The sequence below is a fragment of the Enterovibrio gelatinilyticus genome, assembly GCF_028683095.1.
Classification (GTDB): Bacteria; Pseudomonadota; Gammaproteobacteria; order Enterobacterales; family Vibrionaceae; genus Enterovibrio; species Enterovibrio gelatinilyticus.
Genome location: NZ_JAJUBC010000002.1, coordinates 273,001 through 297,111, shown reverse-complemented (window position 1 = coordinate 297,111; position 24,111 = coordinate 273,001). Strand labels below are relative to the sequence as shown.

Genomic DNA, 24,111 nt, shown 5'->3' with positions numbered 1-24,111 from the left:
GCGCTAACTAAAAAAAGCTCTGGTCGACTACGATGATGTCGCCGGGTCCAACAGCTTGTGACAGGCCAACGTTATTTTGAGTTGTTCCATTCTTGGCTTCTGTCTTTTGAATATCATTTCGTGATGCTCTGTCGGTAAAACCGCCAGCAATGGCAATGGCTTTACCAATGGTTAAACCCGGCTGATAGTCATATCCGCCTGGGTGGTGCACCTCACCATTGACATAAAATTTGCGGAACTTAACGACATTGACGGTCACTTTAGGGTCAATTAAATAATCGCCACGAAGTCCACTTTCAATAATACGTTGTAGTTGGCTGACAGACTTTCCTGCCGCTTCTAAACGTCCCAAGTAGGGGTAGTCAAAACGTCCTCGTGTGCTGAGTAATATTTGCATGGAAAGATCCTCTTCCCCATACACATTAATGGAGATGTAATCACCATCATCCAGCACATATTGTTCCGTTGTTGCAGCGCCACTTGCGAAAGGCAGTAATAGTGCAATAAGCAACAAAAATCGATGAATCACAAACTTACCTCCATGCCAATAAATAGTCGTGTTTGCTCGTAGCTATAACCGACTAAGCTAGAATCACGTTCAAATATGCTCACTCCTAAAGAAACATCCCACCAACGCTTCAGGCTATAAACGAGAGTGAGTTCGTATGTTGTATCGTCGTCTTTTCGCACGCCGAGAGGGTACTCATTTGTACCGTAACGAGCGCTAGCAATTGACATGAACCTAGGTGTCCAATTGTGTTCCCAATCCAGTTGTACTGAACGGTCTTTTACGTAGTCAGCATTGATATTAGGATCTCTCGCGTAGTCACGACCTTCTAGCTTAAACGTACTGTAGTCGGTCGGAGCCCAACTCATATTGGCTCGCCAAATGAGCCCTTGGAAGTCTTTACGCCGCGAGTCAGAGAAATCCTTATTCTGTATCCCAGCGAGCAGTTTCCCTTGGGTTTTACCCGTGATGTCCCATTCCAATCCGCCATACAGTGCCGAGTCTAGGCTATCTCGTGAGATACCAGGCGTCGGGTCAATAAACTCATAATTACGGTCTTTTACGCTTGCGACGGCGACGGCATAGAAATAGTTGGAAACGGCATAATAAAATTCGCTAGCGAGATAAGGTTGCTTCCAATTGAAGTAGCGAGTTTGTTGAGTTCGACCATTACGAATATATGTGACATCGTCGTACTCTTTACTTTCATATCCCGCAATCCCAACTAATCGACCTTTTGTACCTGCTGCGCCATAGGTATAGCGACCCTTTAAATTATGACGTTGAAATCGAATGGGTTCGTTCACTGCGAGGCTGAACCCCTCTGTAAGACCTGTTCCTCGAGGCTCATGAGTGATGTTGTAGACATAATCAACGAGCAAGCGATTACGAACGTCAAAGACAAAGAATCCCGCACCATGTGCTTGGTGATCGATGTAGTTATCATCGCTACTATCGCTATAGTTGACCGCGTCAAAACGATAATCAAACTGATACGCTGAGCGATTGGTTTTTAATAACGCCATCACTTTGGGTGAGACGATACTCTCGGGTGAACTCACCGTGTTATCAGTCGTGCGTCTAACATTGTCATTACTGCCCGCACTCACTTTTAGCGTGGGAATGATGTCAATGCCGTTCTCTGTTTGATATGCCAAAGGTTCAACCGCTGCCACTGACAGAGGAAAAAACAAATAAATACCAACCCATAAATGACTGCGAATCACGACAATCCCTAGTAAGCACTTTTGCCTACAAAGCCTTTGAATACAGTTGCAATAACAATCTTAATATCCATCCAAAGAGACCAGTTTTGGATGTACTCCAGATCGAATTGAACACGCTTTTCCATTTTATCTAGGGTGTCTGTTTCTCCGCGGTAACCGTTGACTTGTGCCAACCCAGTAATACCCGGCTTCACTTTGTGTCGCAGCATATAGCGGTCAACGATGTCCCTGTATTGTTCGTTGTGTGCAACCGCGTGAGGACGCGGGCCAACGATTGACATAGAGCCTCTCAGTACATTGAAAAACTGAGGGAGTTCGTCCAAAGAAGTGCGGCGAATGAAAGCACCAAAGCGAGTGACACGTGGGTCATTTTTCGTGGCCTGTTTGACAACATCACCATTGTCGGTGGTAGACATTGAGCGAAACTTCCAGACATTAATTTTGCGGCCATCAAGCCCATATCGATGCTGTTTAAAGATAATTGGCCCAGGGGATGACAGCTTCACTCCAATAGCAATAACCACCAGCACCGGCGATATCAGGATCAGGATCAGTATGGAAAGAATGATGTCTTCAAGGCGCTTAGACCAAGCCGAAAAACCACTAAAAGGGGTATCGTGTACGCTAAGCGTATGGACGTGGCCGATGGTTTGCCAGCGGCTGTGCAGTAAATTGTAAGTGAAAAAATCTGGAACTAAATACGTGGTAGCTGTGGTGTCTGCAAACTGATTGAGGTAGCGCGCAATGCGGTCTTTGGCATGCATTGGCATCGCGATATAAACATGTTGAAGCTTACCTTGCTTAGCCTGTTCTAGCGCCTCATCCGCTTTACCCAGCATGGGAGCAGGAAGGGTACCTTCAATACGATCAACATTTCTGTCTTCGTAGAAACCGACAAGCTTAATACCCAGAGCATGGTTGCGTTGAAACTCTTGAGCAAGGTCGATTCCGTTTGCTGTGGTGCCAATGATAGCGGCGCAACGCGTATTGATACCGTGATTACGAAGTCTGCTGAGTGCGATACGTGCAAGGAAGCGCCATAGCACAAGTCCTACTGCCCCAAACGCAAACCACATGGTCATGACAACGCGTGAGAATTCAATACCGCGCTGCGTGAAGAAAAAGTAAGCCACTAAGGCAAGACAAGCTCCAAGCCATGGGAGCAATGTCGCTACCACTTGACCTTGGAAATTACTAATACGCCACGAGCGATAAAGGTGTGAACTTTCTGCAAACAGCAAGTAGCAAATTGATATTAGTGTGGCTAGCAATAAGTTGTCTTCGCTAATAGCTCCCAAGTATAAGAAGCTTGCTAAAACGAGTGAACCGCCAATGACCGCAAGATCGCAAAGCCTATACATGATCGCGGATTCGGTTCCGTGTGTGCGAATTTTTCTGCTGTCCATAAAATTAGAGCTCATATATTTGAGTGATCTGTATTGAGTGATCACTTTTTTTGTTTCTTACTCTTAAAAGTAAACTACGCTACCCAAGGTCGCTAGGTTCTCTAACACTGATGGCATTCATAATGGCGTTTTACCGTTATTGAGTATTGGATAAGTAGAACAGGCCGAGAGCAAAGAAAGAAGATGAAGTTTGTCGGATTTTTACGTGCAATGTGAATACTGCTAGATATTTATGCACGAATAGTCTTGTAAACTGGCTTAAAATGCAGGTCTGTAAGTGTTATCTATGTCTCTTTTTTCCTTGTTCATAGCTCAGAAAGTAGATGTACAGCAACGTTTTGGCTTCGTGCGCTCAGTCTAAATTGATTTGGGTACTTTCAAGTCTCATGCATAAATACTAAGTAAGCATGAGGCTTGATGACCACGTTCACTCTTCGCGAAATGCGCGATTTAAACTTTCCGTGAGAGGTTTCGCCAGATACTCGATGGGAGTGCGGGGCTCAGTGAGCAACATGACTTCCGCTTGCATACCTGGGTACAAAACGATGCCATTCAGAAGATCGGTGGCACTGTTGATGAGTTCTACTCTGGCAAGGTAATAGGCTAAGCCGGATTGCTCATCGACCAATCTATCTGCTGAAATCGTGAGCAACTCTCCATCAAGAGGCTTTATACTGCGCATGCTAAGTGCTGTGAGGCGGATCTGCGCTTTCATTCCTGACCGAACTTGATCAATGTCAGAAGGGTCGACACGCGCTTCAATGACGAGGCTTTCGTTATTTGGAACAATATCGAGTAGTGGTTGACCGGGTGAAATTACCCCTTCCTCTGAGAAGACTTGCAGATTTAATACTGTCCCTGAGAGTGGTGCGACAATCTTGGTGCGGTTGAGAATATCTTTCGCTGCCGCGACTTGCTCATCGAGTTCGTAACGTTCTTGTCGCGTTTCGCGTAGCTGCTCCACAACTTCTTTAATTCTCTCCAACTCCTGCTCTTTTATTTGAGCTCGGCTTTCCGCGACGTTTTGAGCTAAACGACTGGCGTTAGATTGCAGTTGGCTGATGGTGCTTAATATCTGGCTTTCTTCCCGCTCTAAACGCAACACTTGGGTTTTGCTTACGTAGCCCTTTTCTGCGAGCTGTCGGTTACCCGAGATCTCTTCCCCAATGATTGATAAGCGGCGTTTTTCTATCTCAAGGCGCTTTTTTTGACCGTCTAATTCAGCTTGATTCTGGGCGAGTTGTGTCTTGATCACTTCTTGTTGGGACGCATAAAAATTATTTCTCGCTTTGAAAATTCGCCGTTGGTTGGTCAAAATTTCCTCTACCCGTGAATCCTGCGTATTTGACTCCAGTTGCTCAGAAAACGTAATGAAGTCAAGATTGTCACGCTCGGCGATCAAGCGCGCCTCACGTGCAAGCGCATTGCGTTGACGACTAGTGTATTGTTCAAGCTGACCGCTAGCCTGTGTGTCATCAAGCAGAATCAGTGTTTCACCTTTCTGTACATTCGCCCCTTCTGTCACCACGATTTTGTCGATGATGCCGCCTTCAAGATGTTGAACCGTCTTGCGTTGGCTATCTACGGTGACAACGCCTGGCGCAATAGATGCGCCTTCCAATGGGCTAAATACCGCCCAAACGCCGAATGTGCCAAAAAACAGGATAATGACACCAAAACCAAACAGGGCGAGTTGTCGAATAGCAGGAATGGCCATTATTTTTGCCCTCCTTTGGACGAGATTGCAGCGCTTTGTTCTAGTAATGGCTTCAGCACTTCATCACGCTCACCGAATGCGCGAACTTGACTGTCTTGTAATACGAGTAGTTTATCCATGGATTGCATCATGCTTGGTCTATGTCCTACCAAAATAACAGTCGCCTTGCGGGATTTTAAATAGGCAATAGCGCGTTGCAGCGCGACCTCTCCGACACCGTCAAGATTGGCGTTTGCTTCGTCAAGAATAACGAGGCTGGGGTCGCCATATAAAGCTCGTGCGAGCGCCACACGTTGGCGTTCACCGCCAGAAAGGCCTAGGCCGCGTTCACCCACTACCGTGTCGTAGCCTTGTCGTTGGCGCAGGATTAACTCGTGGCAACCTGCGAGTTTTGCAGCTTGTATAACAAGCTCGGGCTCGCCATCGGACATGCGAGCAATGTTTTGCCTTATGGTGCCAGGGAATAGCTCAACATCTTGCGGCAAATAGCCACAATGAGGGCCGAGATCATCAGGGTCCCACTTCGCGACGTCCATATTGTCTAATCGTATCGTGCCTGCGTTTGCGGTGAGATTTCCGAGCATCAACCGTGCAAGTGTTGATTTACCTGTGCCAGATGGGCCGATAATGCCTAAGGCCTCACCTGCGTTAATTTTGAATGTGATTCCATGCAAAACAGGTTCGGGTTGCCCTGGGTGAAAGTAGGTGACCTTCTCGACGGATAGAGACCCTTGAGGTTTTGGCAAAGGCATGGACTTTGCGCGCTCAGGGAAAGCAGGGATTTGTTCTTTCAGGCGTTGGTAGCTTTGTCTTGCTGAAATTGCCGTACCCCACGCACTGATTGACTGTTCAACAGGTGCGAGCGCACGCGCCATGAGAATTGAGCCAGCTATCATGGCACCAGCAGTTAGCTCACCTTCAATGACCAACCATGCACCGACACCAAGCATCGCGATCTGAAGCAACATTCTTATAAATTTTGATGTTGCAGTGAGAAGAGCCCCCTTTGAGTTTGCGGAGACTTGGCTATCGACGCTTTTGTTGTTTAATTCAGACCAATTTCTGATGAAGTTGGGCATGATGCCCATGGCTTCAATTGCATCAGCATTTCTTGCGGCAGATTCTGCTTGCTGCATGGCTAATATGGCTGACTCATTGGCGGTTTTGTGTGCCTTTCTAGTGATGGCGTCATTGAGAATAGCAATGCAAAACAAGACGATGGCACCAGCTGTCGCAATGATGCCAAGTAGGGGGTGCAAGAGGAATATGAACGCCAGAAATACAGGTGTCCACGGCGCATCTAATGCAGGGATCACTGCATTGCCACCAATAAATGCTCGAATAGCGGCAATGTCTCTTAAGCTTTGCACGGAAGCTGATAGCCCCTGTCGTAGCTGCAAAGCAATGCTACCACTGAGAATCTCTGGCGATAAACTCTGGTCAAACCATGCGCCAATTCTGACCATGATTCGGGTTCGCACATTCTCCAGCACTGCCATTGTGAGCAGTGCGAATATTGTGATAGCTGTGAGCAGAACAAGCGTATCGATAGAGCGAGAACTAATCACACGATCATATATTTGGAGCATGTAGAGCGGCACACTCAATACTAATATGTTGATAACAAAACTGAATGCAATCACAAACAACAATGCTTTTTTACATTGCTCTATGGTCGTTTGAAGTTGTTTTTCTGTAGAAAGAGACATGTCGTATCCATTGACGTTGGATCATTAGGTTGTTGATACTGCAACCATGCGACTACACAAATGATCTCTAAAAAAAGGCAACCAGCTCATTGACCGATTGCCTTGAGTATAGCTTGGTTACATTAGACGATATGAAAGTCGTCAGCGGAGAGCTCCGTACTGGAGACATTGTTCAAAATGACACTTGAACCGTCGGCAAGGTCAATCACCGTATTGTTGCCAACCTGAGTCAGTGCGAGTGAATCAAAGTCAGTATCTCCCGTTGCGCGGATGAATATAGTGTCGATACCCACCTCAAAGTCCACAATGCGGTCATTGCCAGTGTGAGTATCGAGGATGTTGTCGAACATGAAGGTGTCAGCGCCACTGCCACCAAACAAAAAGTCGTCACCCGTGCCACTCACTAACTTGTCATCACCCGAGCCACCATACAGTCGATTGGAGCCTGAATTACCATAAATCGTGTCGTTGCCAGTGCCGCCTAAGACATAATCATTGCCTACGCCAGCATAAAGCGTGTCGTTGCCAGTGCCGCCGCGTATTAGATCATCGCCACTTCCGCCTCTGACTACATCATCACCTTTGCCACCAATGATGAAATCGTCACCCTTGCCACCAAAAATTGTGTCATCACCGCCGAAGCCGATGATGCGATCATCACCATCTAAGCCATAAATGAGGTCTTCGTTGTTGGTTCCATCCAGCACATCAGCGTCTATAGTTCCATTAATGTCCGTCATTACCACTTCCTTCTCTTTAAATTGTGTGCTCTTACTTGAGATCATTACTGTTGGCAGGTTCGATAACAGCGATTGTTGAACGCGCCAAGTTAAGCGGGTAACACTTTGACTGAGTTGACATAAAAAAGGTGTCTTAGTAGTGAGCGACAGAGTGAAATAACGCACCGATTCTAGGGAGGGCTGGGGGGGTGAGCGAAAATTATTTCAATTACAACGGGATAAAATAGGCAATAAGCTTATTGCTTATTGCCTAGGTGATTGTTGCTTTTGTCTTAAACGATGTGGAAGTCGTCAGCAGTTAGATCTGTTGCCGTGATACCGTTAAGGATAAAACTTGAACCGTCAGCTAAATCCACCAAGGTGTAGCTTCCGACTTGGCTGATAGCCAGAGAGTCGAAGTCAGTATCACCTGTTGCTCTGATAAAGATTGAGTCGATACCTACTTCAAAATCAACCACTCGGTCGTGACCTGTTTGGGTGCCCAGGATGTTGTCGAATCTGAACACATCAGCTCCTGAACCACCGAACATGAAGTCGTCGCCGCTGCCGCTAATTAGCCAATCGTCACCGGCTCCGCCATATAGCTTGTCATTGCCTGACACCGCATACAGTTTATCGTTGCCAGTACCGCCTAAGACGACGTCATCGCCTTTGCCGCCTAAAAGGATATCGTCACCGCTACCCCCAGCCACGCGATCGTCACCTTCGCCGCCCGCAACACGATCATCACCAGCACCACCAGTGATTCTGTCGTTACCACGACCCCCCCAAATGAAATCATCGCCATCATAGCCGACAATGACATCGTCTTCGAAGAAGCCAATGATTAGTTCACTTTCATTGGTACCGTCTAGTGTATCCACTAGGTCAGTACCTAATACAATAGCCATAATGCTAACCCTCTATTATTGAATATACCTAAGTCTTAAAGCGAATAGATGGGATGCGGACATCGACACTGAATTTGTAGTCCTCGCACCTTTGCATACTGCAACGCGGCAAGCTACTTATGAGGAATTATTTGAAACGGCTTGCTACGCATTGCGACTAATATTATGAGATGAAAATGAGAACGGGATCGTCTCTTTTATGACGATGTACGAGGGAATTTCTATGGGGAAATTAATTATTGATGCATCATCCTTGGTAATCAAGCCCGATGACGGAGAGGTTGTTTTTTGCCCAAAAGACGGCTTGGACTCGGTTTTTTACATTTATTTTTTTGAAAATATTATACAAATGCGACTTTACCGTATGCTCTGATACAAACAGGCCATCTGCAATCTCGCTGTTTGAGGCACCAGTGACAAGTTTGCGTAATATCTGCTGCTCACGATTTGTTAAGCAGATTTCAGAGTAGTCGATGGTATTGCTGTTGTTCTGTTGATAGTAGTGAATCAATTCCGCCAGTTTTTGCCTTGGCAACCAATACTCACCTGAAAGCATTTTTTCGATACCGTGGCAAAGGTGCTCAAGATCATCTTCTTTTCTAAACACACCCTTAATAAACGGCCAACTAGCCAGCTCTTTTGCTGACAAATCATGTGCGTTAAAAAGCGCAAAAACATGCTGCTCGCTAAATGGAGAGAGACTTTGCTTAACAAAATTGACGGTATCGCCTTCAAAAGCACTTAAATCGATCAAGACCAGTCCTGATGACGTCGCTAAATCGTCAGCGATGCCCTGCTTCTCGACTAAAGACACACTACTTTTAATCTCTTTTTCCAAGCATGAAATTAACGCGGTGATCGTCATGCTTGGTTCCGACACGAGAAGAATCGTGTATTTATCAGAAGTAGTCTCAATGGTTTGCATGTGTATCCCTAAATGCTTTTGATGAAGATGTTGCGCTTTTGTGTAACATGTCAACAGTAACAGATTAACCATGTTTTCCGCAGCATTCTAAAGCGCAATCAGAAAGCCATTCGTATCATTTTTTGAACTTACTAACGAAGCGTTGGCAACGGCGACTCTAGCAAGCTCTTTGTAAGTCTAATACAAATTGGTTGATATCGCTGATTTCTGTCTGGCCCGTTTCAACAATATTGCGAGGTTTTCATCATGTTGCGACACAAGCAATACGGTGTTCTAAGTTTCAATTGAAAGCCTGTGAACAATGCTCAGGCTTCTGTTATCATCGCGGTCTAAATATCGTCTTTGCGCGTATCGCCGCAAAGAAACTGATAACGCAATGAAGAAGGTTTGGGAGCAAAATATGGCCAGCCGTGGTGTAAACAAAGTAATTTTGATTGGCAACTTGGGTAACGATCCTGAAGTTCGCTATCTGCCAAATGGCGGTGCGGTTGCCAATTTGACTGTTGCGACCTCAGAAACGTGGCGTGACAAGAACACTGGTGAAAACAAAGAAATGACAGAATGGCACCGTGTGGTGATGTACCGTCGTTTGGCTGAAATCGCGGGTGAATACCTGAAAAAAGGGTCAAAAGTGTACTTGGAAGGTCGTTTGCAAACGCGCAAATGGCAGGGTCAAGATGGCCAAGATCGTTACACGACTGAAATCGTTGCGAATGAAATGCAAATGCTAGATAGCCGTTCTGGTGGTGGCATGGGTGGCCAAGGTCAACCTGCGCAGCAAAGTTCACAACAAGGCAACTGGGGTCAACCGCAGCAGCCAGCTTACCAGCAGCAACCAGCGCAGAAAGCGCCGCAGCAACCGCCTCAACAGCAAGCGCCGCAACAGTACAACGATATGCCTGACTTTGACGACGATATTCCGTTCTAATTGTCAGACAAACCGATTCAAAAACCCCGCTTTTGCGGGGTTTTTCGTTTCTAGAGTGTGAGCTTTTCGATACAAGGACTAAATGAAACGAGTATCAAGAATGAGCCGCATGATCTCGGCTATTGCAGCAATACTCTTGTGGCTTTATTTGCCATAGCCGGAGAGATGATATGAACCGTTTGACTCAACATTGCCTGAGTGCCGCGATATCCCTTACGTGGCTTTCCATAAGTGCATCAGCCATGACATTGGTCAGCCCTCAAGTTGTTGAAGGTGAGACGCTAAAGTCTCAGCAAATATTCAATCAATGGGATTGTCAGGGAGAGAATATGTCTCCTGAATTGACGTGGACAGATATCCCCGAAGGAACCAAAAGCTTTGCCGTGACGATGTACGACCCTGATGCACCAACAGGGAGCGGGTGGTGGCATTGGGTGATGATCAATATTCCTGCGGGTGTTAACCAATTGCCACTTGATGCTGGTAATGAAGATGGAAAATTAATGCCAGCAGGCGCACAAATGCAGAGCAATGATTTTGGATTTCATGGCTTTGGTGGTGCTTGTCCTCCGCCGAAAGCATCTCCTCATAATTATCAAATTACCGTGTATGCTCTGGATGTTGAAAAACTCGGTGTGCCTGTTAACGGCTCTCCCGCGTTAGCGGGGTATTACATTCTTCAACACCGAATAGGAGAAGCGCAGTTAATCGCGCCAACCAATGCGCGTAAGTAGTGTCCTAATTCGCGTAAGTGGTGTCGCCTGATCCTGCGAGTCAGTAAGCTCTCATATCGAGCCAATCAGGCCAATTGGCGGGTGATTACTGCACGACTTTTTGCTTGATGAAATCGATGAACAAGCGGGTTTTCGTGTGATTGTATTCGAGCTTTGGGTAGTAGGCGTAAGCGGGGCTTTTGGGCTGGCGCACATCGGACAAAACGGGAACAAGCAGCCCTTGGTCTAGCTCTTTTCTGATGGTGACATCTCCAACCAGAATGATCCCTAACCCCGCGACAGCGGCATTCACCAAAGCTTCTGGGTTTGGCGAAACAAAGTTACCGGTTAACAGTAAACGTCGGCCGTGCTCAAACTCATGTTCCTGAGGGTGACTCGTCGAGCCATAAAGCAAGCAGTTATGTTGCAGTAACTGTTCGGGTTCGATAATTGGTGGATGCTGCGCAAGGTAAGTGGGCGAGGCAAAAAATCGCGGCTGAAAATCAAACAATTTCGTTGCAATAAAGCTGGCGGAGTTAAAGTCAGCCAGTTCACGGGTAATCACAATATCCAAGTGAGGATCGGGCAGTTGCCCTGGCGCCAGCGTATGAAGTTCTACCTGTATGTTGGGGTAAGCAGAAAGAAACTCCCCTATGTTGTTCACCAATAGCCGACTGCCTGTCGCAAGAGGTGCGCCAATGCGTAATACACCACTGACTTCGCCATACGTGGACGTCGTTTCAGACACCAACTGTGTCCAATCGTCGAGTAACAATTTTCCGCGTTGGTAAAACAAGCGTCCAGCATCCGTCATCGTGAGGTTGCGCGTCGTTCGTTTCAGTAGCTGCACACCCAGTTGGTTTTCTAACCAAGCCAAGCGCTTTGATAGTGCAGAGCTTGAGGTGTTGAGCTTCGTGGCGGCTTGTGCCAATGACCCCATGTCGACAACGGTAATGTAGCTTTTGGCGCAGGTTATCCAATCCATCTCTTGATTCTTTTGGTTGAGTATCGAGTTTGCGTTCACTTTCGTTCCGTGAAGCACGATAATAACTAATTACGCGGCGTAAAAAAGCGTCATACCCAAACTACCTGATTTCTCCCTCTTTTTTGGTGGTTTGGATATACGTTTTTAACATGCTGAATACTGAACGGCACACGCCTTGAGTTGGATATAGAATGAGAAAAGTTGCAGGGATGAAGCTAACCAATCGGTTAGTCGCTTTCGTTACGTTAATTGTGGTCTGTGCCATGTTCGTCTTGTTTATCGGCGGGGCAGTCAGTTTCCGCAAATTAGGCACGGATTTTCTTTCTCATTACCTTGGTAAAGTGGTGGCTGAAATTGATCACGCTATTGCCAATCCGACATCGAACGAAAACATCGGTTTATGGTTACCTCAATTGTTAAAGGCCAGTGATGTTGTTGAACTGGAAATTAGCAGTAAAACGGGCATGCTCTACCGTTATGAGCAGGTCCAAACGGCGGTTAAACCGCTGGAATTGATAGAAAACCACTATGACTTGCCGAGTAATCCCGGCTTCTACATCAAAATTCGTTCTGTGCCGCCTTATGCGGATTTCGCCTACTCCATTGGTGCAATGTCTTCGTTATCTCTCGCTGTGCTTATTATCGTGTTGGCACTGACGTGGGGGATAAAATGGTTAAGGATCCAGTTGCTAGGTGCGGAATTACTTGAACACCGTGGACGGTTGATTTTAGCGGGACGAGCGGAAGACGTTCAAACCGGCGACGACCGGGAATGGCCGTCTACGGCCAGTATTGCGCTCGATCAAATGCTGGTTGAGCTTCGAGATGCTCGTCAAGAACGTAGCCGCTTTGATACCTTCATTCGAACCAATACCTTCTTGGATAAACTCACCGGTGCAGCAAACCGCGTGATGTTTGATAACCGCCTACAAACTTTGCTGCAAGACAAAGGTGCACAAGGTGCCGTGTTGATGTTGCGTATTGGCGACTGGGAAAGTCTTACACAGGAAGTCGGCAAGTCAGGGGCGGATGAATGGGTCAAGGAAGTGGGCAATGTATTGTCAAATGCGGTCCAACGTTTTCCTGATGCCGTGTTAGCACGATATTACGACACCGAGTTTGCCCTATTGCTGACGCACCAGTCAGCAAAAGACACCCGTCTTTTTGCCAACCAAATGATGAAATCACTGGCTCGTCTGTCGCCCCCTGAGCCGTTAGAAGAAGATAATTGGGCGCACATGGGCATGACGTTTTTCAGTACTGGAGAGCGACGTGGGCGCTTGATGGAAGAAGTTGATATGGCCAAGCGAAGCGCCGTGTTACAAGGAAGCAATGGTTGGCATGCGTTTAAGAAAGACGTGGCTGCGGATGACGCACGAGGTAGCGTGCGTTGGCGTACATTGCTCACCCGAGTGTTCGAAAGTGGTGGGCCAGAGCTCTATCGACAAGTGGTCAAAGATGTACACGGCGAACTACTGCATACGGAACTATTGGCCCGAATAAAAGATGAAAATGGACTCATCATTAAGGCTTCTCGTTTCTTGAATGGTGTCGAGCTGGTGGGAATGAACACCACGCTTGATCGCAATGTCGTCACCAAAACGCTTCATCAATTACGTAACGGTGATGGTCGAGAAGTACTTTCATTGAACATTTGCGCAGAATCTTTGCGTCAACGCGCCTTCCAGAGATGGCTTCGAGATGTGTTATTGCAAACGCCTCGCAGTGTGCTTAATCGCATGCAAGTTGAAATATCTGAAGGGCCGCTGGTGCAGCACTTTGATGCGGTGAGACCAACCTTGCGAATGATACGTGCCTTAGGCTGCGCGTTGGTGGTCGATCAAGCAGGTCGTTCAGTGGTGAGTACCCACTACGTTAAAGACATTCAACCTAAGTACATCAAACTTCATCGAAGCCTCATTCGAGATATTCATCAACGTCCAGAAAACCAGCTTTATGTACGTAGTATGCTCGGCGCTTGTGAGCCGACATCAACGGAGGTATTAGCCGTAGGCGTAGAGTCTGAACATGAATGGAATGTCTTAATGCAACTCGGTGTACAAGGGGGTCAAGGCCGCTTCCTTGGTGCCGAGCTTTCCTCAAGCCCCGCCACCTTAAAACGCCAGCGTTGGCGTAAAAAATGATCTAACTCGCGCGGTGTTTACAAATCAGTCAATTGCGTCATGAAATTGTCGCCGCTGCACTTATTTTTTGGCGGGAATTTTGATAGAGTATGCTGTATGCCAAGTTGATTTGGCGCCCACATTTTTATAACAGTATTGAGTAACTATTAGTCGTAAATGGCCGCTTCCACTCTTCTTGCGCGTTTTTCTTCATCAAGGCAGCGAAATGTTGTTAGCCTTGTCGTATCTGTCAGTCAGGTCGTCATTGGTTATCAAAATAATGGCGTCGCGCAGGTAGACGCTCAATCAGTCACAGATACTGCCCCTTGGTCTGCAGCATTGCAGCTGCTAAATCGCCATGAAATCACCAAATCTGATATTCATTTAGTCTTGGGGCATGGCCTTTATCAAACGCTATTAATTGATGACCCGAAATTGTCTCAAGAAGACATTCGAGCAGCGTTGCCATTCAAGCTCAAAGACTTCCTGTCCGACTCACCGTCCGACATTGTCGCAGATGGTTTTTCTTCTCCGATTGCTAACCGTTTTCAAGCGTTTGTTTGTCATAAACAACCTTTGCTTCAATTCAATGCTGCTCTTGAAAAGCGCCAGTGCAAACTGACAGCGGTATCGCCTGAAGATGTGGTATTACGCCAGTGGACGCAATTAGACAAAGCTGAAATGGTCCTGACGCGTGATGGTCAGGGAGTGTTACAAATAGCGGTTTTTGACCAAGGAAAACTGTGCTTTCAGCGCCAAGTGCGAGGCATGATGATTGAAGGGGATCAGTTACCCCCTTTGGTGATTGACGATTTGGCACTAGAAATACAGCGCTCATTAGATTATCTGCGTTCGCAGCTAAAGCATGCCAATGTCAGCGGTTTAGTTGTTGGCGTACAAGGCGTTGATGATACCGAGCTTGCTTTTCAGCTTTCTTCTCGACTATCGGTGTCTGTTCGTCCTCAAACATTGTTTGAGACGGGTGAGCACCAACAGCATATTGCATTGGCGTCTCTCAACCGCGATTGCTCGCCTGATATTAACCTTTTCAGTGACGATCTCTCACCCAGTCGTGCGTTTCTTACCTTTGAAAAAATGCTGCTGATTTGGGGGCTGACAGGGCTATTGATTGTGTTAGTGGCTGCTTACCAACAGTGGCAAGTGTCCCAATCGAATAAGGCATTAGAAACTGCCACGCAGTCGCGTAGCGTGGCGGAGTCTGCGTCGAATCATCTTAACGATCAGTTAGCGCTGCATGTGCCATCGCTCAATATGTTGAATGACGTTAGCCGAGCCGAAGCGGCGATCACATCAAGACAAAAAGCGCTAGAAGCGGTTGCGGTTCATGACGCCGCGTTACAACAAGGTTATGCCTCGGTTTTTCGAGCGCTATCTGATCTTTCACGTCGAGATATTTCCGTGTCTGAGATTGCAATAGGGCGAGACACGCTTGATATCAAGGGACTTGCTGCCACGCCTTCCTCTGTTCCTGCATGGTTACAAAGTTTCCAAACACAAAAACCGCTGTCTGGACGTGTGTTTGAAAAAATGGCGCTAACCCGTGATGAAAACGAACGTCTTGCATTTAGCTTGAATGCTAAACGTGAGAAAGGAGAGGCCGAGAAATGAACGCATTGATTGAACGCTTAAAGCAAGGCTTCGATGCGCTTTCTCCCCGCGAGCAGTGGCTTATTGCATTGGCAGGCTGGGGGGGCATTTTAGCCATTGGCATGTTGTTGTTTATTGAGCCGATGACTAAAACCTTGAATCAACTGACTGGCCAAATCGCGCAACAGCAGCAAAGTACGCAAGATTTTTTAACGCTCAACCAACTTAAACAAGACAAGTTGAGCGTGTCGCCGAATGCTGAGCTTGAACAAAAGTTAGCCGATTTATCGCAAGAACTTGCCGACCTTGACGTGCGCATGGCTGACAAAGTGGAAGGCCTAGTGAGCGCAGATAAAATGGCAGGTTTGATGGAAAGCGTGCTGAAGCAATCGGATCGTTTGACACTGCTATCCATGACTTCACTGCCTGCACAACAGCTGACACATACCGATGATGCGGGCTATTTCATCCATCCCATTGAATTGACACTTAAAGGGCGATATTTCGACATCGTGGAATACTTGGCGGCGCTTGAAGCCTTGCCGGTGAAGTATTACTGGAAGCAGGTTGATTATCGTGTCACCGAGTACCCGTGGGCTGAGGTGACTCTGCAAGTTTACACCTTGGGTGAAAGCGCCGTGTTTATTGGAGGTGCCAATGAAAGCGTTGAGTAGATGGGTTGCGATTGTTGCGTTCACCTCACTGTCTTTTGGCGTCTTTGCACAGAGCGACCCGACGGCGCCGCTGGGTTATGACGCTCCCAGCAAAGCAACCAAAACCAAGACGTATCGTCTACCCCGTTTGGATGCCATTTTGTGTGGTGGTAACAATGCGTGTTCGGCAGTCATTAATGGCCGAAGTGTCAGCAAAGGACAGTCAATTAATGGCTATTTCATCAGCGCAATTCATGACAACAGTGTGACGCTAAAACGCGGTGAGCGTCGCTGGTCACTGACAGTATTTAATGAGCAGGTAGTACAGTGAATAAGATGAATTTTTTGAATAAACCATTGATAGTCTTCATCACTAGTCTGCTTTTGTCTGCATGCCAAAGTGTTGGGCATAACCAACCGACAGAAGTGCAAGAAGCGCTAAATCAAGCGTACGCCCAAAACAGTGGTCAGCCTCTTTCTGATCTCCCTGATGCGGTGTCTCAAGATCTTATGGGCGATTTTTCAGATGTGTCCGGTAGCGGCGACATAGTGGAAAACCGTTTACGTATTAATGCCAATCATGTCGATGCGAAAGCCTTTTTTGGTAGCTTGGTGCAAGGTACTGACTACAACCTCGTGATGCATCCGGATGTTAGCGGCAAGGTGACGGTTTCGCTGAAAGATGTGACGGTGACAGAAGCGCTGGATGTGGTGTCGGATATCTACGGCTATAACGTGGAAATTCATGGGCGATTGATCCAAGTCTTCCCTGCCACGCTTCGCTCCGAAACCTTCCCTGTTGATTATTTGCAACTGCAACGTTCAGGTGTCTCGCTCACCTCGATCAGCACGGGGGCGATATCTACCGATTCCAGTTCATCAAATGGTGACAGCGAAAGCACCGAGCGTACATCGGTGCCCACGGGTGGCACAGTCATCGAAACGCGTTCAGAAAGCAGCTTTTGGGTGCAACTAGAACGCGCCGTCGGCGCCATGATTGGCACGGGTGAAGGGCGCAGTATCGTGGTGTCGCCGCAAGCGAGTCTGATCACGGTAAAAGCGTACCCGAACGAATTGCGTGAAGTGAAACGCTTCCTTGATGCATCCCAAAAGCGACTAAAGCGTCAGGTGATCCTTGAGGCAAAAATTCTGGAAGTGACCTTGAGTGATGGCTATCAGCAAGGTGTCAATTGGTCCAACATCAGCCAATCGATAGGCAGTGGTGGCATCAGCGTTAGTCGTCCTATTTCTGATCTTGCCGGTGATTTGATTTCCAATGTGATTGGCGGTCAAACCAATGTCACTATCACTGACGGCCACTTCGATGCCGTGCTGAGTTTCCTTGATACCCAAGGTGATGTGAATGTGCTCTCTAGCCCTCGTGTTACAGCAGCGAACAATCAAAAAGCGGTGATCAAAGTGGGTGGTGACGAGTATTTCGTGACCGACATTTCGTCGAGTGATTCTTCGGGCGACAACTCTGAATCAGGCCCTAACATTGAATTAACCCCGTTCTTCTCTGGTATCTCGCTGGATGTGACGCCACAAATTGACGACGACAACGGCGTATTACTGCATGTTCACCCTGCGGTGATTGATGTGGTGACGGAAGAGAAAACCATTCAGCTAGGCAGCGCTTCTCAGCCTTATGTTTTGCCGTTGGCGAAGACCTCGATCCGTGAATCAGATTCTATTATCCATGCCCGCTCGGGCGATGTGGTGGTGATCGGTGGCTTGATGAAATCAAGCTATGAAGAGATGGTGTCAAAAGTCCCGTTGCTTGGTGATATTCCAGGGCTGGGGCATTTCTTCCGTAACGTGAACCGTATGAAGCAAAAAACTGAACTGGTTATTTTGCTGCAACCATCGGTCGTCGGCGAGCAAACGTGGCAAGAAGAAATTCAGCGCTCACGTGATTTGCTTAATGATTGGTTCCCGGAAAACTAACTGTTACTGAATGCTCATGTATTTGGAACACTTTGGCCTCAATGCCTCTCCATTCAGCTTAACGCCGGACACCCGAAGCTTTTTTGGTGTCCGCTCGCACGTGGACGCCATTAATACGTGCGTCTCGGCGATGGAAATGGGAGAAGGCTTAGTCAAAGTGACAGGTGAAGTGGGTACTGGGAAAACCATGGTGTGTCGCCTGCTGGTAAAAGCGCTGTCGATGTCATTCACGTTGGTATTTTTACCTAACCCCGCCAACACCGTCGCCAGCTTGCATCGCATGATCGCCGATGAACTTAGCATTGATAGCGATTTGCCATCAGACAAATTATTGAGTGCTATCCAACGTGCTGCTATCGACGCAGCATATCAAGGCAAGCGTGTGGTGATCTTGTGCGATGAAGCGCAGACACTGCCCGATGATGTGCTTGAAGCCATTCGATTGCTCGGCAACTTGGAAACGGAACAACACAAGCTGATCCAATTGATCATGCTGGGTCAGCCAGAGCTTGATGAGCGCCTATCTCAGCACAACATGCGTCAATTGTTACAACGAATTAGTTTCAGTGCACAGTTAGAACCGCTGACCTTTGCAGAAGCTTCTGCCTATATCGATCACCGTCTGAAAGAGCAGGGCGCGTCACGCCGCTTGTTTAGCGTTTGGACTAAGCGACGAATTTGGGTTGCAAGCCACGGTATTCCTCGTTTGGTGCATCAGCTTTGTCATAAAGCATTGCTGCTTAGCTACGGGAAAGGACAACGCAAAGTGTCTAGCCATGCTGTGCGCTTAGCCATTAAAGACACTCCGCTCGCCAAGCAGCACACCGCGCTGCATGCGTTGTGGGGCTAGGACATCACATGAGTGAATTAAACCGAATGCTGAGCGATCTTTCCTCGCCAGAGAACCATCCCAACCGCGTCGCCCCTGTTGCGATCCCTTCAGTGTGGGGATTTCGCTTTGCACGTGTTGCGTTAGCGTTGGTTGCCACCTTGGTAGGGGCAACGGGAATATCTTGGGCTTTGGTGAGTGGTGAAGATAAGACAGCTTTAGGCTCGGCACAGCTTTTGCCAACAAAACAGAATGTGGAAACGCCTGAATCAAGCGTGGCAATGATCCCCGCTTCTAAAGTGCAACCTTCAATGCCATCACCGACGCCATCACCGACGCCATCACCGACGCTAAAAGTGGTGACGCGCGAGGTGAGCTTTGTGGAAACGAAAAGACCTGCAGCAGTGGCATCTCAGACCAACGCTGTCATGACAGAGAAAACAACGGTGACCAGTGAGCCCGTGTTACCAGAACCGATCTTGATTGCACAAGTTCAGACGACGCCCAAGCCCGTTTCGATGTCGGAACCCGTCAACACTGTATCAGACGTCAGTGACGCTTCGGCGGTAACCCTTGAGTCGTCACTCTCCGTCGAAACCATTGAATTATCCGGCGAAGAGTTAGCGGCGATTGCCTATGACAAAGCCCAAAAGCGCGCACAAGTAGGAGACACCAAAAAGGCGACGTCTTACCTGCGTGATGCCGTGAAATACGACGCCAACCATATTGCCGCGACCAATCAACTTGCAGGCTTGCTCTATGGTCGCAATCAGTTGCGTGATGCGGAATCTGTATTGCGAAAAGGCATCAGTGCCAACCCGTCTTCAGCATCATTAAAGCTGACACTGGCGCGAATGTACCAGCAAAGTCAGCGTGAAGAGTCCGCGCTCAATGTGCTCATGGCACCTGCGAGCGTGTTAGACAGTGACCAAATTCGTTACGTGTCTTTGCGTGCATCATTGGCACAAAAATTAGCGAAGCATGATATTGCCAAACAAAGCTACCAATGGCTTGCAGAGCGCGAGCCGACGGATGGGCGCTGGTGGTTGGGGCTGGGTATTTCCGCTGAACGCGAAAAAGACTATGCCAACGCAGAGCGTGGTTATGGCAAAGCAATCACTGTTGGTGGCCTGAGCAACGAGTCGGTGCAATTTGCCCGTCAACGCTTGGCCTATCTAAAAAGTCAGCCGCAGAAAGGAGCAGACAATGGCCGTTAAACTGCGAAAACGTCTCGGTGACTTGCTGGTCGAAGATAGCATTATTACCGAGGCGAATCTGACTGCGGCGCTGAACCGTCAGTCTGAAACCGGCAATAAGCTTGGCGATACCCTGATTGAAATGGGTATCTTGTCAGAAAGCAAAATGCTGAACTTTCTTGCCCGCCAACTCGGCGTGCCTTTGATTGATCTTAGCTTGACCCAAGTTGATCCGAATGCCGTCAGTTTGTTGCCCGAAGTTCATGCTCGCCGCTTACGCGCCTTAGTGATAGGTCGCATTGGGAACACAGTGCGTGTTGCCATGTCTGATCCTGCTGATCTCACGGCGCAAGAAAGCGTGCTTAACCTGTTACACCAATATCAGGTCGAGCTATTGATCGCGGCTGAGCAATCGCTGATCAATGCGTTCGATCGTTACTATCGCCGTACCAGTGATATCGCGTCATTTGCCGAACGGTTGCAAGCCGAGCATGGCGTTAAACTCGAACAAAACTTCGGAACTGAAGACGAGCAGTCTGATGAAGTCACCGTTGTTAAGCTGATTAACTCTCTGTTTGAAGATGCGGTGCAAGTGAATGCATCAGACATTCATATTGAGCCCGATGCCGATGCACTGCGTATTCGCCAGCGTATCGATGGTGTGTTGCATGAGACGCTATTGAAAGAGCGCGCCATTGCTTCTGCATTGGTGCTGCGCTTGAAGCTCATGAGCGGCATGGATATCTCCGAAAAACGCTTACCACAGGATGGGCGATTCAATCTTAACGTTCGTGGCAATGCCATTGATGTACGTGTTTCCACGCTGCCTGTGCAATATGGCGAGTCTGTGGTCATGCGTTTGCTCAACCAATCGGCAGGCGTATTACAGTTGGAAGAAGTGGGCATGGACGCGCACATGCTGCAGCGTTTTCGCGCTCAGCTTCGTCGTCCACACGGCATGATTTTGGTTACGGGGCCAACGGGTTCCGGTAAAACCACCACGCTATATGGCGCACTAAACGAACTGAACGTGCCGGGGAAGAAAATCCTCACCGCGGAAGATCCGGTGGAATATCGTTTACCGCGTATTAGCCAAGTTCAGATCGCCAGCAAAATTGGCCTGACATTCTCGTCCGCGCTGCGCACCTTCTTGCGTCAAGACCCCGATATTATTCTGGTCGGTGAGATGCGTGATTTGGAAACCGTTGAAATTGGTCTTCGCGCCGCACTGACTGGTCACTTGGTTCTCTCGACATTGCACACCAACAATGCCATTGACAGTGCATTGCGCTTGTTAGATATGGAAGCACCGGGTTACTTGGTGGCGAGTTCTGTGCGTGCCGTGCTGGCACAACGACTGATTCGCCGCATCTGCCCAGATTGCAAAGTGCCCCATGCCACAGAAGACATGGAAACCATGTGGCTGACGGCGATTCAGCCAAACATGGTCAATCAAGGTTTTTACCAAGGTCGCGGCTGTCAGACCTGTAACTTTACCGGCTATAAAGGCCGAATCGGTGTATTTGAGCTTCTCGAAATCACGCCTGATTTGATGGATGCGCTTCGCGCTAATGATACTCAAACCTTCGCCATGCTGGCGGAGCGACAGGCGGGCTACAAACCGCTGGTGCATAGCGCATTGGAGTTTGTCCAGCAGGGTCAAACGTCATTGGAAGAGGCAATGAAGCTTTCTGAAGCCGCATCATTGTCGATGGCGAGTGCGTAATGGCGCGTTATCGCTACACGGCGCGAGACGCCAAAGGCAAGCGTGTTACGGCAGTCTTAGACGCCGCAACCGAAAGTGAAGCCATCGCATCAATTGGCGATTTAGGCATGATCTTGCTGTCTCTTGAGCCGACCAAAGCGAACGTAAAAAAAGCATCAACCCCGCTGTTTCAGCGCAAGGTAAAGCTGGAATCTGTGGTGGTGTTCTGCCGCCAAATGTACAGCCTGACCAAAGCAGGCGTGCCCTTGCTTCGCGCCATTAAAGGCTTGTCGCAAAGCACCACAGATAAAGCCCTCAAAGAGGCGCTTGAAAGTGTGGGGACTGAGCTTTCCAACGGTCGTCCAATGTCAGCGGCGATGCGCGATCATGGGCATGTGTTTAGCGACTTGTTTGTGTCGCTAATCCAAGTGGGTGAAAACACGGGTCGATTGGATGACGCCATGTTGCAGCTCGCGGAATATTACGAACAAGAAATGGAAACCCGTCGCCGCATTAAATCGGCGCTGCGTTACCCCACGTTCGTGTTGATGGTGATTGTGGCGGCAATGGCGTTTTTGAACGTCAAAGTCGTGCCGCAGTTTGCGGGCATGTTTGCCAAGTTCGGCTCAGATTTGCCGCTACCCACCAAGATATTGATGGCGACATCGAGCTTCTTTGTCGATTTCTGGTGGTTGATTGTTTTCTCCTCTGTGTGCCTGTTTATGGGTTGGCAGTTGTGGAAACAAACCGACAAGGGGCGCGTGAAGTGGGACCAATTTAAACTGCGCATTCCCTTGGTAGGACCTTTGGTGAACCGCGCACTGATGTCGCGTTTCTCTCGTACTTTTGCCTTGATGCTACGCGCCGGTGTGCCGCTTAACACGGCATTGCAGATGTCAGGTGAAGCGCTGGATAACCATTTCCTTGCGGGGGAAGTGGACAAAATGAAAGCGGCGATTGAATCCGGTATTAACCTCAGTTCGGTCACCGCAGACAGCAAACTGTTTACGCCGTTGGTACACCAGATGATCCAAGTCGGTGAAGAAACGGGCCAGATAGATAATCTGCTGTTGGAAGCGAGCGATTTTTACGATCGCGAAGTGGACTACGACCTGAAAACACTGTCGGCACGCATGGAGCCTATTTTGCTGATGATCGTGGCGGGCATGGTGTTGATCCTCGCATTGGGTATTTTCTTGCCGATGTGGAACATGCTTGATCTGATCCGCGGCGGATAAATGCGATTTCTTAGCTGGGATCGCACCCCGGCAGAGTGGGGGATTGTCACTCTGATTGTGGGCGTTTTGGCATTGGCAGTGCTCCCTGTACTTGATCGGGTGATGCAGTTTGCCGATGACGTGGAATTTCGTTATCTGGCCAATGCCTTTGAAGGTTCAGCCAGAAACGTACAAATGCGATCAGTGTTAAAAACAGAGAATAAACAAAGCGATATCGTTACTGTCGATAATGTCAGTTTCAGAATGACACACAGTGACAACGCACTCAGTGGTTTTCCGTTTGCACTGGAAAATGGCGCAAAACAGCTCAGTAACCTTACCGCGCAAGATTGCGGAGCGTTACTGAATCATTTTACTGATCAGTCTTACTGGTTAGAGAGAGATACACGGCCGGGGGCACTAAAACGCCCTCAGCCAAAAGTTCGCGCAGTAGTGATGCAGGATAGCGATAACTTGCAACCCTATTGTCGATTTGAAAGACCGGTTCGCACCGGGTTCTGGAGTGATGGTGAGCCCGACTTTTTGGATCACCATGTTTTTACTTACTACCCGGTGACTGGCCGCGTAGAGGTTTTGAGAGAAAATCAGGAGTTATAAGATGAAACGTCAAGGCGGTTTTACACTGATCGAAATGATCGTGGTGATTGTGATTTTGGGTATTTTGGCTGCAACAGCGGCACCTAAGTTTTTCAACTTTAAAGACGATGCAACCAATGCAGCATTACAAGGCCTGAAAGGTGCTGTTGATAGCGCATCTGGCGTTGTTTACGCTAAACATCAGCTTTCAGGTTCAGTTCCAGGTGTGAACACAACAACGGATGGCTATCCTGATGCTACTGCAGAAGGTATTGGTGCGGCTGTAACGGGTTTAGGGGCGACAGATTCTGCATCAAATGACTGGGTTGTGTCATTTAGTGAAAACGCTGCTGGAACCTCAAAGTTCACCGTCAAAGGCGGCACTATTGCTGAAGGAAACAATTGTGTAGTTTATACGGTTCAGGCTACTGGCGAACCAGTGACCTCTATAGAGGCTTGTGTTGCTAGCGCTGGCTAAGAGGCTCACTG

Annotated in this window: 22 protein-coding genes; 13 read left to right on the top strand and 9 right to left on the bottom strand. The window is 48.1% G+C overall.

From position 1 onward, the window contains the following. Nucleotides 1-7 precede the first annotated feature (7 nt). The 8 genes from LRP50_RS02920 to LRP50_RS02885 all read right to left on the bottom strand — a co-directional run bounded on the left by LRP50_RS02920 (nt 8) and on the right by LRP50_RS02885 (nt 9,121). A complete protein-coding gene (locus LRP50_RS02920) occupies nt 8-529 on the bottom strand; it encodes a polysaccharide biosynthesis/export family protein (protein WP_420791171.1) in 522 nt (173 codons plus the stop codon). Then, on the bottom strand, nt 526-1,734 hold the full coding sequence (locus tag LRP50_RS02915) for an outer membrane beta-barrel protein (RefSeq protein ID WP_274162984.1): 1,209 nt from the start codon (nt 1,732-1,734) through the stop codon (nt 526-528). Before LRP50_RS02915 ends, LRP50_RS02920 begins: the two co-directional genes overlap by 4 nt. An 8-nt stretch (nt 1,735-1,742) precedes the next feature. Next, the gene (locus tag LRP50_RS02910) at nt 1,743-3,140 is read right to left on the bottom strand and encodes an undecaprenyl-phosphate glucose phosphotransferase (RefSeq protein ID WP_274162983.1); all 1,398 of its coding nucleotides are present in this window, start codon (nt 3,138-3,140) and stop codon (nt 1,743-1,745) included. 427 nt (nt 3,141-3,567) lie between these two features. Further along, entirely contained in the window at nt 3,568-4,857 is a 1,290-nt protein-coding gene (locus tag LRP50_RS02905; protein ID WP_274162982.1) for an HlyD family type I secretion periplasmic adaptor subunit, read from the bottom strand. Continuing rightward, nucleotides 4,857-6,566 carry a type I secretion system permease/ATPase gene (locus LRP50_RS02900; protein ID WP_274162981.1) on the bottom strand — a complete coding sequence of 570 codons (1,710 nt, stop codon included), beginning with the start codon at nt 6,564-6,566 and terminating at the stop codon, nt 4,857-4,859. The genes LRP50_RS02905 and LRP50_RS02900 overlap by 1 nt, the downstream gene beginning before the upstream one ends. Before the next feature lie 122 nt (nt 6,567-6,688). Further along, nucleotides 6,689-7,306, bottom strand: a complete 618-nt coding sequence (locus tag LRP50_RS02895) for a calcium-binding protein (RefSeq protein WP_274162980.1) — start codon at nt 7,304-7,306, stop codon at nt 6,689-6,691. A 272-nt stretch (nt 7,307-7,578) separates the two neighbouring features. Continuing rightward, nucleotides 7,579-8,196 (bottom strand): calcium-binding protein, encoded by a 618-nt coding sequence (locus LRP50_RS02890; RefSeq protein WP_274162979.1) that lies wholly within the window; start codon nt 8,194-8,196, stop codon nt 7,579-7,581. Nucleotides 8,197-8,443: 247 nt separating this feature from the next. Continuing rightward, nucleotides 8,444-9,121: a LuxR C-terminal-related transcriptional regulator gene (locus LRP50_RS02885; protein WP_274162978.1), complete on the bottom strand. Its 678-nt coding sequence runs from the start codon at nt 9,119-9,121 to the stop codon at nt 8,444-8,446. 400 nt (nt 9,122-9,521) lie between these two features. Here LRP50_RS02885 and LRP50_RS02880 point away from each other — a divergent pair, with 400 nt between their 5' ends. Together LRP50_RS02880 and LRP50_RS02875 are read left to right on the top strand one after the other, a co-directional pair. Then, complete coding sequence (locus tag LRP50_RS02880; protein ID WP_274162977.1) at nt 9,522-10,049, top strand: single-stranded DNA-binding protein; 528 nt, start codon at nt 9,522-9,524, stop codon at nt 10,047-10,049. Nucleotides 10,050-10,219: 170 nt separating this feature from the next. Beyond that, nucleotides 10,220-10,783, top strand: a complete 564-nt coding sequence (locus LRP50_RS02875; protein ID WP_274162976.1) for a YbhB/YbcL family Raf kinase inhibitor-like protein — start codon at nt 10,220-10,222, stop codon at nt 10,781-10,783. Nucleotides 10,784-10,868: 85 nt separating this feature from the next. On the opposite strand, the gene LRP50_RS02870 is transcribed toward LRP50_RS02875, so the two are convergent. Then, a complete protein-coding gene (locus LRP50_RS02870; protein WP_274162975.1) occupies nt 10,869-11,747 on the bottom strand; it encodes a LysR family transcriptional regulator in 879 nt (292 codons plus the stop codon). A 191-nt stretch (nt 11,748-11,938) separates the two neighbouring features. Here LRP50_RS02870 and csrD point away from each other — a divergent pair, with 191 nt between their 5' ends. The 11 genes from csrD to LRP50_RS02815 all read left to right on the top strand — a co-directional run bounded on the left by csrD (nt 11,939) and on the right by LRP50_RS02815 (nt 24,100). Next, nucleotides 11,939-13,891: an RNase E specificity factor CsrD gene (gene csrD, locus LRP50_RS02865; RefSeq protein ID WP_274162974.1), complete on the top strand. Its 1,953-nt coding sequence runs from the start codon at nt 11,939-11,941 to the stop codon at nt 13,889-13,891. Nucleotides 13,892-14,047: 156 nt separating this feature from the next. Beyond that, complete coding sequence (locus tag LRP50_RS02860; RefSeq protein WP_274162973.1) at nt 14,048-15,499, top strand: type IV pilus biogenesis protein PilM; 1,452 nt, start codon at nt 14,048-14,050, stop codon at nt 15,497-15,499. Next, nucleotides 15,496-16,152, top strand: a complete 657-nt coding sequence (gene gspM, locus LRP50_RS02855) for a type II secretion system protein GspM (protein ID WP_274162972.1) — start codon at nt 15,496-15,498, stop codon at nt 16,150-16,152. The genes LRP50_RS02860 and gspM overlap by 4 nt, the downstream gene beginning before the upstream one ends. Further along, nucleotides 16,136-16,462 carry an MSHA biogenesis protein MshK gene (locus LRP50_RS02850; protein WP_274162971.1) on the top strand — a complete coding sequence of 109 codons (327 nt, stop codon included), beginning with the start codon at nt 16,136-16,138 and terminating at the stop codon, nt 16,460-16,462. Before gspM ends, LRP50_RS02850 begins: the two co-directional genes overlap by 17 nt. A gap of 5 nt (nt 16,463-16,467) precedes the next feature. Beyond that, complete coding sequence (gene mshL / locus LRP50_RS02845; RefSeq protein WP_274163014.1) at nt 16,468-18,078, top strand: pilus (MSHA type) biogenesis protein MshL; 1,611 nt, start codon at nt 16,468-16,470, stop codon at nt 18,076-18,078. Nucleotides 18,079-18,094: 16 nt separating this feature from the next. Then, entirely contained in the window at nt 18,095-18,928 is an 834-nt protein-coding gene (locus tag LRP50_RS02840) for an ExeA family protein (protein WP_274162970.1), read from the top strand. Nucleotides 18,929-18,936: 8 nt separating this feature from the next. Beyond that, nucleotides 18,937-20,124: a tetratricopeptide repeat protein gene (locus LRP50_RS02835; protein WP_274162969.1), complete on the top strand. Its 1,188-nt coding sequence runs from the start codon at nt 18,937-18,939 to the stop codon at nt 20,122-20,124. Next, complete coding sequence (locus LRP50_RS02830) at nt 20,114-21,829, top strand: GspE/PulE family protein (RefSeq protein ID WP_274162968.1); 1,716 nt, start codon at nt 20,114-20,116, stop codon at nt 21,827-21,829. The genes LRP50_RS02835 and LRP50_RS02830 overlap by 11 nt, the downstream gene beginning before the upstream one ends. After that, nucleotides 21,829-23,046 carry a type II secretion system F family protein gene (locus LRP50_RS02825; RefSeq protein WP_274162967.1) on the top strand — a complete coding sequence of 406 codons (1,218 nt, stop codon included), beginning with the start codon at nt 21,829-21,831 and terminating at the stop codon, nt 23,044-23,046. The genes LRP50_RS02830 and LRP50_RS02825 overlap by 1 nt, the downstream gene beginning before the upstream one ends. Continuing rightward, a complete protein-coding gene (locus LRP50_RS02820; protein WP_274162966.1) occupies nt 23,047-23,643 on the top strand; it encodes a hypothetical protein in 597 nt (198 codons plus the stop codon). A 1-nt stretch (nt 23,644) separates the two neighbouring features. Further along, complete coding sequence (locus tag LRP50_RS02815; RefSeq protein WP_274162965.1) at nt 23,645-24,100, top strand: type II secretion system protein; 456 nt, start codon at nt 23,645-23,647, stop codon at nt 24,098-24,100. Nucleotides 24,101-24,111 lie beyond the last annotated feature (11 nt).